This window comes from Lacibacter sp., from assembly GCF_057361365.1.
Window position 1 is genome coordinate 1 of the sequence record NZ_JBMQSG010000004.1, and the last position, 13,739, is coordinate 13,739.

The 13,739-nt window shown below is 39.9% G+C and carries 13 protein-coding genes; 7 read left to right on the top strand and 6 right to left on the bottom strand.

The features are described from left to right. The coding region (locus tag ACO1QW_RS01770; RefSeq protein WP_486255127.1) for an Ig-like domain-containing protein at nt 1-1,233 on the bottom strand (1,233 nt) is incomplete at its 3' end. 340 nt (nt 1,234-1,573) lie between these two features. Between ACO1QW_RS01770 and ACO1QW_RS01775 the strand changes: the two genes are divergently transcribed. Both ACO1QW_RS01775 and ACO1QW_RS01780 read left to right on the top strand, forming a co-directional pair. Beyond that, entirely contained in the window at nt 1,574-4,078 is a 2,505-nt protein-coding gene (locus ACO1QW_RS01775) for a ligase-associated DNA damage response DEXH box helicase (protein ID WP_486255128.1), read from the top strand. A 97-nt stretch (nt 4,079-4,175) separates the two neighbouring features. After that, complete coding sequence (locus ACO1QW_RS01780; protein ID WP_486255130.1) at nt 4,176-4,673, top strand: heme-binding domain-containing protein; 498 nt, start codon at nt 4,176-4,178, stop codon at nt 4,671-4,673. A 27-nt stretch (nt 4,674-4,700) separates the two neighbouring features. Here the strand turns inward: ACO1QW_RS01780 and ACO1QW_RS01785 are convergent, their stop codons facing one another. Continuing rightward, nucleotides 4,701-5,189 (bottom strand): hypothetical protein, encoded by a 489-nt coding sequence (locus ACO1QW_RS01785; RefSeq protein WP_486255132.1) that lies wholly within the window; start codon nt 5,187-5,189, stop codon nt 4,701-4,703. Between the two features lie 72 nt (nt 5,190-5,261). Here ACO1QW_RS01785 and pdeM point away from each other — a divergent pair, with 72 nt between their 5' ends. Both pdeM and ACO1QW_RS01795 read left to right on the top strand, forming a co-directional pair. Next, nucleotides 5,262-5,918 (top strand): ligase-associated DNA damage response endonuclease PdeM, encoded by a 657-nt coding sequence (pdeM, locus tag ACO1QW_RS01790; protein WP_486255134.1) that lies wholly within the window; start codon nt 5,262-5,264, stop codon nt 5,916-5,918. Between the two features lie 83 nt (nt 5,919-6,001). After that, the gene (locus tag ACO1QW_RS01795; RefSeq protein ID WP_486255135.1) at nt 6,002-6,847 is read left to right on the top strand and encodes a histone deacetylase family protein; all 846 of its coding nucleotides are present in this window, start codon (nt 6,002-6,004) and stop codon (nt 6,845-6,847) included. A 56-nt stretch (nt 6,848-6,903) separates the two neighbouring features. On the opposite strand, the gene ACO1QW_RS01800 is transcribed toward ACO1QW_RS01795, so the two are convergent. Both ACO1QW_RS01800 and ACO1QW_RS01805 read right to left on the bottom strand, forming a co-directional pair. Continuing rightward, entirely contained in the window at nt 6,904-9,375 is a 2,472-nt protein-coding gene (locus ACO1QW_RS01800) for a DUF5916 domain-containing protein (protein ID WP_486255137.1), read from the bottom strand. Between the two features lie 88 nt (nt 9,376-9,463). Beyond that, on the bottom strand, nt 9,464-10,213 hold the full coding sequence (locus ACO1QW_RS01805; protein ID WP_486255138.1) for an XRE family transcriptional regulator: 750 nt from the start codon (nt 10,211-10,213) through the stop codon (nt 9,464-9,466). A gap of 134 nt (nt 10,214-10,347) precedes the next feature. On the opposite strand from ACO1QW_RS01805, the gene surE reads away from it, so the two are divergent. After that, nucleotides 10,348-11,136: a 5'/3'-nucleotidase SurE gene (surE, locus tag ACO1QW_RS01810; protein WP_486255140.1), complete on the top strand. Its 789-nt coding sequence runs from the start codon at nt 10,348-10,350 to the stop codon at nt 11,134-11,136. Further along, complete coding sequence (locus ACO1QW_RS01815; protein WP_486255142.1) at nt 11,136-11,429, top strand: hypothetical protein; 294 nt, start codon at nt 11,136-11,138, stop codon at nt 11,427-11,429. Before surE ends, ACO1QW_RS01815 begins: the two co-directional genes overlap by 1 nt. Nucleotides 11,430-11,588: 159 nt before the next feature. Here the strand turns inward: ACO1QW_RS01815 and ACO1QW_RS01820 are convergent, their stop codons facing one another. Next, on the bottom strand, nt 11,589-11,987 hold the full coding sequence (locus ACO1QW_RS01820; protein WP_486255144.1) for a hypothetical protein: 399 nt from the start codon (nt 11,985-11,987) through the stop codon (nt 11,589-11,591). Nucleotides 11,988-12,403: 416 nt separating this feature from the next. Here ACO1QW_RS01820 and lpxB point away from each other — a divergent pair, with 416 nt between their 5' ends. After that, on the top strand, nt 12,404-13,528 hold the full coding sequence (lpxB, locus tag ACO1QW_RS01825) for a lipid-A-disaccharide synthase (protein WP_486255146.1): 1,125 nt from the start codon (nt 12,404-12,406) through the stop codon (nt 13,526-13,528). Here lpxB and ACO1QW_RS01830 read toward each other — a convergent pair whose 3' ends face one another. Next, on the bottom strand, nt 13,529-13,705 hold the full coding sequence (locus ACO1QW_RS01830; RefSeq protein ID WP_486255148.1) for a DUF6728 family protein: 177 nt from the start codon (nt 13,703-13,705) through the stop codon (nt 13,529-13,531). Between the last annotated feature and the right edge of the window lie 34 nt (nt 13,706-13,739).

Sequence of the window (13,739 nt, forward strand, 5' to 3'; positions counted from 1 at the left end):
GTTTGCATAATTCGCAGTAGGTGTAGCAAGTACTACGCCTCCTGCTCCTGTTACACTTACACTCGCTGGTGTAATCGGTGAACCGGTATAGATGAACGGTGCGCCACTGATCGTTACTGTTGTAACTGATGGTGCTTTGCCTACAGTTAAGATAGCGCTAGTACTATTATCAGCAGCAATGGGAAGATAAGATGCATCACCTGCAAATGAAGAAGAAATCGTATAAGATCCTGCATTTAAAAAACCGAGAGGCGCAGGCAAAGACGTGAGATCAACATTTAAACTGGCCACTCCACTTGCGTTTGTAGTTGCCGTACCAACAGTTACACCATCTATATAAAATGTAATGGTTTCACCTGAAATACTACTGGCAGTCTGATAATTCGAATAAAGCTTGGAAGTTAATGCAACTGCCGTGCTACCATAGGTAGTAGATACATTTGTTGCGACAAGGGCACCATAGTTTGCAATAAATAGAGCTGCATTATTCGCCCCACTTCCACCAATATTAAAAAAGTTTGACTTTTGAATATTGGTTGGTTGACTTGGATTCCCAATTCTAAGACCATAATTCAAAATCGTATAATTAATGCCCCCTATAGGAGGGTCAGGGTTAAAAGTAAGAATATACTCATCAGCAGTGATTGTTTTGTTGTTAATTGTACTACCACCTGTTGCAGGTGGAATAAAAGAAGGAGTGCTAGAGGAACCGTTACCTCCTCCACTACCAGAAATCGTATAATCAACAATAACACTTGTGTTACTTGGAAGCCCTAAAGCTCCAAATTGAAAATTACCATCCGTAAAATACGCATAAGCTATCCTCGCACTTGTCAACCCAGTTGCCTTTAATCTCAACGAATCACCGGGGCAATCACACACAGTCCAGTTAGTCACAAACGCACCATTGGCATCAGCTGTAACCGTCCATGGTAAATAGGACGAGTCCGTTGTAACGGTGTTGCACGGCCTATTTAGATTTTTTACTTTCAGCTGCACTTGTTCAAAGGCCTGGAAACCGGCACCTGTAAAAACAGCGTTAGATCTCGGCGCATAATCCGGTTTGTCATTTGTCACCGTTGCCTGCCCCACCACTCCACTCATCATCCCAACACTCATCACGAGCATGGCTAAGCGAAGCAGCAGTTTTTTTGATTGGAAAAGGAAATAAAAAGGAGTTAGCATTGCAGCAATGGCACGCTGGTTAACTGGCAGAGGAAGCAGTTGTGGCATAAAAAGGGTTTTAGTGTGGCGGTTCGCAAAAGATCACTGGATTGTCGGGTGGTTTTGGGAAGGAGTGGATACAAAGACAGCTACACAGGCATAGCTGTGCAATGCAATAATTTGTTCGATCTTAATGGTAAATGAAATGTTTCAGAGGATTTGGGCTAACACGGATTGAATGTCTTTTGAGGAAGACTACCTGTAACAAGAGCGTGAAAATAACAGAAATAAGATACTCACACAACATTCGCAACAGATTTTTTTTGATTCCATATGTTTTTTAAGTGCATTTAAAAACTTCATCAACTGGTTCTTCCCCATGCATATCACTTAGCTTTGTTGCTCACTTATGCAGCTTCACCTCACTCCCGGTTATCAACGCATTGCCTCCTGGCTTTCGGCAAAAGGATTGCAACCATTTGCGTTCCAGGAAGAAGCATGGAAATATATTGTTGCAGAAAAAAGTGGCTTAGTAAATGCCCCAACAGGCTGTGGTAAAACCTTCTCCGTTTTTCTTGGATCACTTATCCGTTTCATCAACCAACATCCGGAACATTATCAAACACAAGCAAAGAACGGGTTGCAGTTAATATGGATCACTCCGCTCAGGGCTTTGGCAAAAGATATTGGTCGGGCAATGGAAGAAGTGATCAGCGAGCTGGATATGAAGTGGACAGTTGGTATACGTAATGGCGATACCACCACTGCTGAACGTGCCCGGCAAAAGAAACAACTACCCGAAGTACTCATCATTACGCCAGAGAGCCTGCATTTATTTCTTGCGTCGAAAGGTTATGTTGAAGCATTTAAAACGGTACAGGTGATTGCTATTGACGAGTGGCATGAATTAATGGGAAGCAAACGTGGAGTGCAGGTGGAATTAGCGATAAGCAGAATTGTGAATAGCCGATGGTCATTGGTGAATGCAAAACCAATGATCTGGGGCATTAGTGCTACCATTGGCAATTTAGAAGAAGCAAAAGAGGTATTACTGTCACCGCTAAACGAGGATGGCGTAATTGTAAAAGCGAATATGAAAAAACAGATCCACATTGAATCTGTTTTGCCCGATGAAATTGAAAATTATCCATGGGCTGGTCACCTCGGCATTAAACTGATCGACAAGGTCATTCCCATTATTAATAACAGTACCACCACACTTATTTTCATCAATACGAGAGGAATGAGTGAACGATGGTACCAGGAATTATTGAATCACGCACCTGAACTTGCCGGTGCTATTGCATTGCATCACGGAAGTATTGAGCAGGAATTGCGTTTGTGGGTGGAAGAAGCATTGCACACTGCCAAATTAAAAGCAGTTGTGTGTACGGCATCACTTGATCTTGGTGTTGATTTTCGGCCAGTAGAGACCGTTATACAGGTAGGTTCGCCAAAAGGTGTTTCACGTTTTTTACAACGTGCTGGCCGTAGTGGTCATAGCCCCGACGCAGTGAGCAAAATTTATTTTCTACCAACACACTCGCTTGAATTAGTGGAAGCTGCTGCATTAAAAAATGCGATCGACGAAAATTTAATTGAAAGCAAGGAACTCATGTTGCTTTGTTTTGATGTGTTGATCCAGTATTTAAATACACTTGCTATTTCGGATGGATTTAAACCCGAAGAAATTTTTGAAGAGATAAAATCAACCTATTGTTACCGGGATCTTAGTGAAAATGATTGGTATGAAGTATTGCAATTTTTAGTGGAAGGCGGTAAAGCATTGCACCAATATGATGATTATAAAAAGATAGAGATCATTGATGGAGTATATAAAATTTTAAGCAGGCGCATTGCAATGCGTCACCGAATGAATATTGGCACCATTGTAAGTGATGCAATGATGAAAGTAAAGATGATGAGTGGTGGTTATGTGGGCGTAATTGAAGAATTTTTCATTACAAGATTAGAGCCAGGTGATTCATTTACTTTGGCCGGAAGAAACTTAGAGTTGGTGCAGATAAAAGACATGACTGCCTTTGTAAAAAAATCAACTTCGAAGAAAACCATTGTGCCTAGCTGGAACGGCGGGCGCATGAGTTTAACCGCAAACCTTGGAAGAAAACTTAGAGAAACATTTAATGAAGTTTCGGAATCAACATCATCAGACAGGAAAAAGAAAAAAACAACTTCACCTGAGCTCATTCATCTTTCATCCCTTTTTCAACTGCAACAGGAGTTATCTCATATTCCAAAGGCAGATGAATTATTGATTGAGCAACATGAAAGCAAAGATGGTTTTCATTTACTGGTATATCCATTTGAAGGCCGACAGGTGCATGAGGCCATGAGTGCAATTCTTGCTTACCGCATCGGTAAAATTGCACCGCTTACTTTTTCCATTGCTATGAATGATTATGGATTTGAGTTGTTATGCGATCAGCCAATTCCTGTTGATGATTCAAATGCACAGGAATTATTTACACTTGATGATCTCACTATCGATATTCAGCGAAGTGTTAATTCAACCGAAATGGCCAGGCGTAAGTTCAGGGATATTGCAGTCATCGGCGGCCTTATTGTACAAACATCACCCGGCGAACAAAAGAAAGCCCGTCACCTGCAGGCTTCAGCCAGTTTATTGTTTAATGTGTTCAGCGAATACGATTCAACCAATGTATTATTGCGCCAGGCCTACCAGGAAGTATTTGATCAGCAAATGGAAGAGGTGCGACTAAGAAACGCATTCAATCGAATCCAGCAAAGCAATATCATCCTTACATTCCCAACCCGCTTTACTCCCCTTTCCTTCCCCATCATCGCTGATGGATTGAACCGCAATAATCTTTCTACCGAAAAACTTGAAGACAGGATACGCCGGATGCAGGCGCAATTGAACAGTGCAGGATAAGAGTTCAAAAAAAAACATGATCACAATTTTCCGGTTCAGGGAGCACTGTCATTGAAACCAACTTATTTTCTTATTACATTTATCAAAACAAGCAGCAATGATCAAAAAGATCCTTTATGTTCTTATCGCCGCATTGGTGATCATACAATTTATTCGGCCAAAACAAAATGTATCGGCGGGACCACATCCTAACGACATCAGTACAAAATTTGCTGTGAACGATAATGTAGCTGCCATTTTAAAACAATCCTGTTACGATTGTCATAGCAACAATACGGTTTATCCCTGGTACGCTAATGTGCAACCGGTTACCTGGTGGTTGCAGGATCATGTAAACGAAGGAAAGAAAGAACTGAATTTTTCTGAATTCGCAACTTACTCTGCAAAACGCCAGCGAAAAAAATTTGATGAAATTATGGATGAGGTGAAAGAAGGAAAAATGCCGCTCGATAGTTATACGTGGATACATAAGAATGCAATTCTTACTGCCGAACAGAAATCGGCTTTGTATAAATGGTGCGAAGAAAATTTAGCCACATTACCACCTGCAGAACCGGCACAACAATCGGACAATAATAAATCTGCTGAAAAATAAATAAAGCCCCTCACGGGGCTTTGTCATTTAATTGATCATATGCTTTCGCTGTACAGCAAATAGAATAATAAAAAGAACGGCTACAACTAATCCAAAAATGGCTGATCCAATGTTGATCGCTATAGCAGTAAAAAGCGGTAGCATCAATTCACCAACGGTATAAACTGTAAACCCGCTCTTTTTCAGTTTACGCATTTCCATTACACCATAAATGCAGATAAGTGCGGCAACAATAGAAACAATTAACAAAGGCAAACGATATTCATATTGTCGCATTGTACTTTCTGCCGACCATTTTAGAAATCCGCTGAAAGGTTTCATCTCTCTTGACTTTTCCAGCGTTTTGGTTTGGGGAAGCGATTTAACGCTGTAGGGAATAATAAGATAGCCAGCGATACCTCCCAGCAACTGGAAACCACTTCCAATAAAACTAAGGATACTCAGTACACTAATGCCGCCCGGCATGGCGGGTTTCAGAACAAAAGGTTGCTGCAAATAATCCGGTTGTTGCTGCATGAATTTTTTTCTGAAAAATAAAACATTTCAGTTACTGTTTACACAAAATCATCGGGTACATTTGCTGCCTGTATGCAGCAACCACATCGTTTTCATTTAAAGCAACAAACGCTCTGGCTTTCGCCTGATCGTTGTTTGTTTTGGGAAGAAGACAGGTCGCTGATTATATCAGATATCCACTTAGGAAAAAGCGGGCATTTTCGCAAAGCCGGCATTGGCATACCACAAACTGCATTTAAAGAAGACCTGCTTCGTTTAATTGCACAGGTGCAATTTTTCAAACCGGAAAGATTAATTGTAGTTGGAGATTTTTCGCACAGCAAGATGAACAATGAATTAAAGCTGTTTGAGAAATGGCGGAGCGATATTTCTTATTTACCTATTCATCTGGTGAAGGGAAATCACGATATTCTCAACCATAGTTGGTACGATGCACATAACATCACCATCCATCACGATCAAATGCATGCAGGGCCTTTTACCTTTATGCATGAATTGCCTGCTACCGATTTAGATGATGATGGTTACACGTTTACGGGTCATGTGCATCCGGGCATTCGATTGGGTGGATTGGGCCGACAATCATTACAATTTCCTTGTTTTTATTTTGCTGGTCAACATGCAGTGCTGCCGGCCTTTGGCCGCTTTACCGGCTTGCATCCTGTTCGTCCGAAGAAACACGAGAAAGTATTTGCAATTGCTGATCGTAAAGTGTTAGAACTACAATAAAAGCTGCTATCTTAAGTAAAACATTATATATCGCATTTGATCCAATTTATGCGCATCCGTTACCGGAAGGTCATCGCTTCCCTATGTTGAAGTATGAATTAATTCCTGAACAATTGTTGCACGAAGGCAGCATTACACAACAAAACTTATTTGCCCCTGCATTATGTAACGATGAAATTATTTTGCTTACACACACTGAAGAATATCTCAACAAACTAAAACAACAAACCCTTTCAGCAAGAGAACAAAGGCATATTGGTTTTCCGCAATCGCCTGAGTTGACTGAACGTGAATTGATCATTACGCAGGGAACAATTGATTGTTGCAGCTATGCAATGGAAAATGGCGTTGCCTTAAATGTGGCGGGCGGCACTCACCATGCATTTGCCGACAGAGGCGAAGGTTTTTGTTTGTTAAACGATTTTGCAACAGCTGCAAACTATTTGCTGCATCAAAAAAAAGCAAAGCAAATTCTTATCGTGGATCTTGATGTGCATCAAGGCAACGGCACTGCTAAACTATTTGAACAGAATAAGAATGTATTTACCTTCAGCATGCATGGTGCACACAACTATCCCTTTCATAAAGAAAACAGTGATCTTGATATTGGTTTGAAAGATGGCACTGACGACAGCATTTATTTGCCGTTATTAGAAAATACATTGGAGATGCTTATTAACAAAGTGAAACCTGATTTTGTATTTTATTTATCGGGTGTTGATATTCTTGAAACAGATAAGTTTGGTAAACTCAAAGTAAGTATGCAGGGTTGTAAACAACGTGATGAAATTGTATTCAGTAAATTGCAAAAGCATAACATTCCCTGCACAGTTGCTATGGGAGGTGGTTACTCAGCCGATGTAAAAATTATTGTTGAAGCACATTGCAATACATTTCGTTTAGCGAAAGATATTTATGGGGTGAATTAGAAAGGTGGAATGCGTAACGCTTAAAGCACAACGCTCAAAACACCCAACTGGAAACTTTAAAACTTAGAACTATTTCTTTTCCTTTTTAGTTTCTTCGAATCAATAAAGAAGATCATACGTGCAGTAAATTCATTTCCTTGTGGCGATAAAAGCACACGACCTGCATTACCCCAATAATTTTTATATCGATCGCCATCAACATTAAAATCATTTGCGAGCCAGTTTTTCCAGCCAACAATAAACCGGCTGCCGTAATTGAAATCCCAGGTATAGAATATATCCATATTCCAAACGTTGAAGTTTTGATCCTGCCCCGGAATAAACGGACGATCGATATACCAACCATCTTCACTTACATTGTAAAAGCTTGCATAATTTACACGGCTCCAGTAATGGCGTGCACGCAACGTAATATTCATGCGGCTGGTAAAATTATAAATGCCGCTGATAAGGGTAGTAACATCTGTTTTTCTTCTTCTGCCAATGATGGGCTCACCATTTGCTTCACGCTGAAAAGCATAACCAAACTGTCCACGGTCATCGGTATAGCTCCAGTCAAGATCTACATTCAACCTGTCACTAAAACGGTAACGCAATCCCGGGTGAATTACAATGTAAGGATCATTTTTAATGTCAACTGATTCAGCTAAGCCAAGATTTAGTCTTACAAATAAACGCTTCCTGCTATCGGTACTTCCATTTAAACGAAGAAAACCCCAGGGCACTTGTCGCATATAACGACCCGGTGTACGTAATTCAAAATAACTTTTTTGCCATAATGGTTGATAGGTTGCACCGAGAGTAAGATCCCAGAAATTCTTAAAAAACCAGAACGCACTGGCATTGTATTGAATGTTGGTGAATACAAATGGTTTGTACAACATTTCATGTCTTACCGATAACTTAAAATTGTAAGAGTTGAATTTAGCTGTTGGTGTCAGTTGGTTATAACTCAGAGAAAGTTGAGTATGCACTTTATTCGCCACTCCAAGAAAGCCAAGATCATTCGGATCAAATTTATCGCTCTCAACATTGCTTAATAAATTGTATTGAATTTTACCACTCACTTTTCCAAGACTTGCAACACTTTTAAAACCACTGTATGGGTTAGCTCCCATGATCTTACTGTAATCAAACTTTCCCTGAAAACTGTATTGATTGCTTTTGTCGAAAAGAAAAAGATCAATGCCTGTTACGTTTGCATCCCTTGCTGCTCCATTACGTGTAACATTCGCATTGGTAAGTGTAATAGACGAACGGCCTTTCAATGCCTGGTCAAGCACAATAAGATTATAATTAGTGAATGGTTCGGTTTGAACACGCTCTGTTTGTTTGGTGTTGGTATTTTCTATTTCAGCAAACATAGCAGCGCCTATTGCATTAAACACACCAATTCCTAATTTCTGTTTTGTTCGGCCAGAAAATTTTGTTGCATTGAGCAATTGCACGACGCCCGGATTTGATATTACTTTGGTACTGTCTGTTGACCCAATACTTCGTGCATTGTAATACCCCGATGGCGTTGCCCCTACTCTTCTTGAATAAAATAAACCGGCTTTATTAAATATCTCCGTTCCTTCTGTAAAGAATGGACGGTTCTCCTGGAACTGCACTTCAAATGGTGAAAGATTGTTGATGACATTATCGCTGATCACCTGGCCGAAATCAGGAATCAAAGTCATGTCAAGTGTGAAACTTTCATTCACACCATACTTCACATCCATACCACCATTGCGCAAAAATTCATTTACTCTTCCTTTCGAAGTAGGTGTGGTTCTGTAACCTGCAGTAACATATGGAAGAAAGGATAAACGTAGTGGCGGTGTAAGGTTTTCCAATCCGCTTAATTTTCCAAATTGGTTCACAAAACCATTTTCATTGGGGTTGATATTATTCCAATATGAACTTTCATTACTCCGACGCACATAGCGTTGAAAATTCAAACCCCAATCTTGTTTTTCTTTTTTTGCAAACCGCAAAGAGTAGTAAGGTATTTTCATTTCAACGGCCCAACCATCTTCATGCATGGTTACTTTACTTTCCCAAACCGCATCCCAGCTATAATCACTTGGCGGACCAAATTGCGATGAACGATTAGGACTTAAACGACCATCGCTTTGAACATTGCGGCTTGTAACCAAAAACTGGAAACCGTTTTGATCATCATTATACGTATCAAAAAAAACAGAGAAGTAATCAACATCCTGCAGCGATTCTTTATCACGGGCAGTTAGTTGCGTACGCACTTTCGATGGATCATCATATAAATAAGCACCAATGTAAATGGAATTATTATCATAAATCACATACACTTTTGTGCGATGTGCCGATGCTTCACCATAATTAGGAGCATTTACAATAAAATTTTCAGCAACGGGAGCTGTTTGCCAAATGGCCTCATCGAGCACCCCGTCTATTTTGGGTGCCTGCGCAACTTTACTGGCCTGGAGAGAACGTTCTGGTTCGTTATTGGCAAGTGATGATAAAGCAGCAATCGTTAATACAAAGGACAGGATCGATTTTCTCATTGCAGCCGCAAACTATTATAAAAAAACCGCTCACACATTTGAATTTGTATGAGCGGCGGCATGACCTGGTTTACAGTTAAGGCAATGGTTAATTCATTTTCTTTTTGAGATTATTTACTTGGTCTTGCAGGTTACTCACCAGCGATGCGAGATTGGTTACATCCCAACGCTGTGCCTGGTTCACACGGCTCAACACCATTTGTGCACTCCAGAATTCCAGCACATCTTCCGCATTTACCTGGTAAGGTTGGTAAGCTGGGTTATCGCTTACCAAAGTGAGTTTGTTTTTTGTGCGATTGCTCTTTAGCACACGCTTGTAAACTACACCTTCCGATTTGCTAAGAATAATATAGGCGTTATTATTTTTTACATCGTCGAGGTTATGAACTTTCTCACCTACTATAACACTACCGCTTGGCGTTGGTAACATACTATCTCCCACTATTTCAAATGCACGGTAAGTGCCGCCGCTCAGCATGGGCAACGTAAAGGTGTTCAGTTCATCTAAAAATTCGGGATCGGCGTAACCATTTAAGTAACCGGCTGCTGCTTTCACCGGTACAAAATGAATGACATTTGTTTCGGCCATCATTTTCAATTGCCGGCGTTTAGCCAGGTAACTACCTTTTGATTCACTAAGATCTTTACGTAGCAAATCGTCAATACTCACTTTAAACAGGTCGCTCACTGTTTCAAGCACGTCGTAATTAGGTTCGGCCCGCTCTTCTTCGTACGCACCCACAAGTGAGCGCTTAATGCCGATTTTTTGTGCAAATTCTTCCTGTGTCCATCCACGCAATTTGCGCAGGTATTTAAGGTTTTGATTGGCAACGGCCATGGTATACTAATTTTATTGGAGCGAATATACTAATTATTTTAGTTTGACAAAATATTTTCCTCGTCTACCTGGCCCAGCGATTTTGTCAACTCCTCAATAAATCAGACTTTTACGCCATAAGAAAGGAACTACCTATGGCGAAAGCAAAAAGAACAAAAGAGCAGCCCATCATCCTTATCACCAATGATGACGGCGTTACAGCACCCGGCATCCGAAGCCTGGTCGAGGCAGTAAAAGATCTTGGAAAAATAGTTGTAGTGGCTCCAGATAAACCTCAAAGCGGAATGGGCCACGCAATTACCATCGGCTTTCCCCTGCGTTTGCAAAAAGTAAACTTAACAGAAGGTGTGGAAGCATGGCAATGCACGGGCACACCGGTTGATTGTGTAAAGCTGGCGGTTGACAAAATACTTCACCGCAAACCAGATATTTGTTTAAGCGGCATTAACCATGGCGCCAATCATAGTATTAATGTTATTTACAGTGGTACCATGAGTGCGGCCATAGAAGCAAGCATTGAAAGTATTCCTTCTGTTGGTTTTTCATTATTGAATATGAGTATGGAAGCTGATTTCAGCGGATCTCAAAAATATGCCCGCCTCATTGTTCAGCAATTACTAAAAACAAAACAGGATAAACATCTTTGTTTGAACGTAAACTTCCCCAATGTTGATGCAAGTCTTATAAAAGGCGTAAAAGTTTGTCGCCAGGCATATGCGAAGTATGTGGAAGATTTTAATGAACGTACTGACCCGTCTGGAAAAAACTATTACTGGCTTACCGGTGAATTTAAAAACTTCGATAAAGGAAAAGATACTGATGTTTGGGCGCTAGAACACAATTTTGTGAGCGTTGTTCCCGTTCAATTCGACCTGACAAATTATACACTCAAAAAACAATTAGAAACCAAACTGAAATTCTGATGTTGAAACTCGATAAACTACCCTTTGGAATCGCATTGGGCGCCATCGCCCCAATTCTTGGTCTTGTACTTTATTACTTCCTGAAAACTCCTTCGATCAGTTTTGGTGAGTTCGTAGAATATTTTTTCAAAACCAAAGCCATGCTTACTGCAGTTGGCAGTTTATGTCTTATCGCCAACATCATACTTTTTACTTTGTTCATCAATGGTCGCCGTGATAAAACAGCCATCGGCATTTTTGCAATGACGGTGATGTATGGACTGATCATTCTTTACGCAAAGTTTTTCATGTAAGACCGCAGATGAGATAATGATCATGATTTTAATGATGTAATCATTTTATTCAAACATTACATTCAAAAATGTTCATGTGTAATTAAAGGTTAGCAACAGCCTAAAAAAATGGGTTGCCTCTTAAAGGCAACCCGTAATTCCTGTCTATTGATTTATTAATTATAACTTAACGATTGCTGTTTCGTTTACAACACGTGTGTTGTTTTTGATACTGAAAACAGTTGATTGAGTAGATTTAGCGCTGATCACTTCAACAGTTACATCTACGCCTTCCAGTTCTTCTGTGTTCAACTGGTATTTACGTGTGATGTTAGTACCACTTACAGTTTCCTGGTGAAGAATTAAACCGTACTCATCTTTCACAATCACTACAAACTTTTCTGTTTCTTTATTGTTAAGGCTGAGCTGGAAGATAGGCTGGTTTTGAGAACGGCCGATCATTTTTAACTCAGCTGCAGGAGTTAATTCGTTTACGTTTGTTGCGAATGCGGTAAATCCTGTCGTTACTGCTAATAAGGTAAATAAACCGATAGCTGCATTTTTCATTGTCTTTTTCATGTTTCTTATGTTTTAAATTTTTACGAAATGTTATTTGCTTTTTCTACAGGCAAGTATATCGCAGCAAAATCGTGTGTGGCAAGTATCGTGGAGCAAGCAGGTTAGTCAATTCAACTCCGGAGTCTGGTACGGAAGAAGCAAGTGATTTGCTTCGTTGACAAGACAAAAGTACTGCGCCGCAAAATCCTGCACAAGTCAATAAACGGTTCATTTTATGGCCTTAACTTTCCAAACGAAATCCTAAAAGCCTTGCCAGCAAAGGATTTCAGAGAATATTTTGCATGACGCCCAAGCTCTTTTTCAACTATATTAATTGAATGTTATCAGCCTGAAATACGCACAAATACGCATGCTCATTGATTGGTATCTTTACGGCAAATTATCATTTCGACGATCATTGATCCATTATTTACAACATGAATTATTATATAATAGCAGGAGAAGCAAGTGGCGATTTACACGGCAGTAATTTGATTAAAGAATTGCATAAGCATGGTACAACAGCGAATATCCGTTGCTGGGGCGGGGAAAAAATGCAGGCAGCAGGTGCAACACTTGTAAAGCATTACCGTGATCTTGCTTTCATGGGCTTTGTAGAAGTGATCAAAAACCTGCGCACTATATTCAACAATCTTGCTCTTTGTAAAGAAGATATTTTAGCACACCGTCCGGATGTATTGGTATTGATCGATTATCCTGGTTTCAATTTACGTATAGCCAAATGGGCTAAACAGGAAAATATAAAAGTTGTTTATTACATTTCTCCGCAAGTGTGGGCATGGAAAGAAAACAGGGTGAAGATGATGAAACAATGTATTGATCTTATGTTGGTGATACTTCCATTTGAAAAAGATTATTACAAACACAAATGGAATTGGGATGTAGAATATGTTGGTCATCCATTGATAGAAGAAGTAGAGCGTTCAAAAAAGGAACCGACTACATTACAACCAGGTAAACCTATTGACGAAAATAAAAACATCATTGCGTTATTACCCGGCAGCCGAAAACAGGAGATCTTAAAAAAATTACCGGTGATGTTGGAAGTGAGCAAACAATTCAACAACTATCAATTCATTGTAGCAAAAGCTCCGGGACTGGATGCCTCCTTTTACGATGAGTTATTGCAACCATACGAAAACGTTTCCTACGTAAATAATCAAACCTATGCATTGCTGCAAAAATCAACTGCAGCCTTAGTAACATCGGGCACAGCAACATTGGAAACAGCATTATTTGAAGTGCCGGAGGTTGTTTGCTACAAAGGCAACGAGATCAGTTACCAGATCGCAAAGCGTTTGGTAAACATCAAATACATTTCGCTTGTGAATCTCATTATGGATAAAGAAGTGGTGAAAGAATTGATACAGCATGAAATGAATGCAGCTAATCTCACTGATGAACTAAAACTCATTTTACCAGGTTCAGCAAAACGTGAACAACAGTTGGTGAACTATCAAGAGCTGAAAGAAAAACTACAAGCCGGAGGTCATGCTTCCTTAAAAGCAGCAACATCCATTATACATTTTTTGCAACAGTAGCTATTTAAACATAGGGAGAATTACCAAACGCACCAGCATAACCAATAACGCAAACAGGAATACAAAAATGGAGATACGGTTAATGCCGTGCATGTATTTCATCCACTGCGTTTTTTCCTCTTTTGGATCAGGTTTTTTGATGTATAGATATTCGGCAATTTGGCGAAGGACTCCCATATGATTTTTTTGTAACAATGCAAGTTACAGAAAT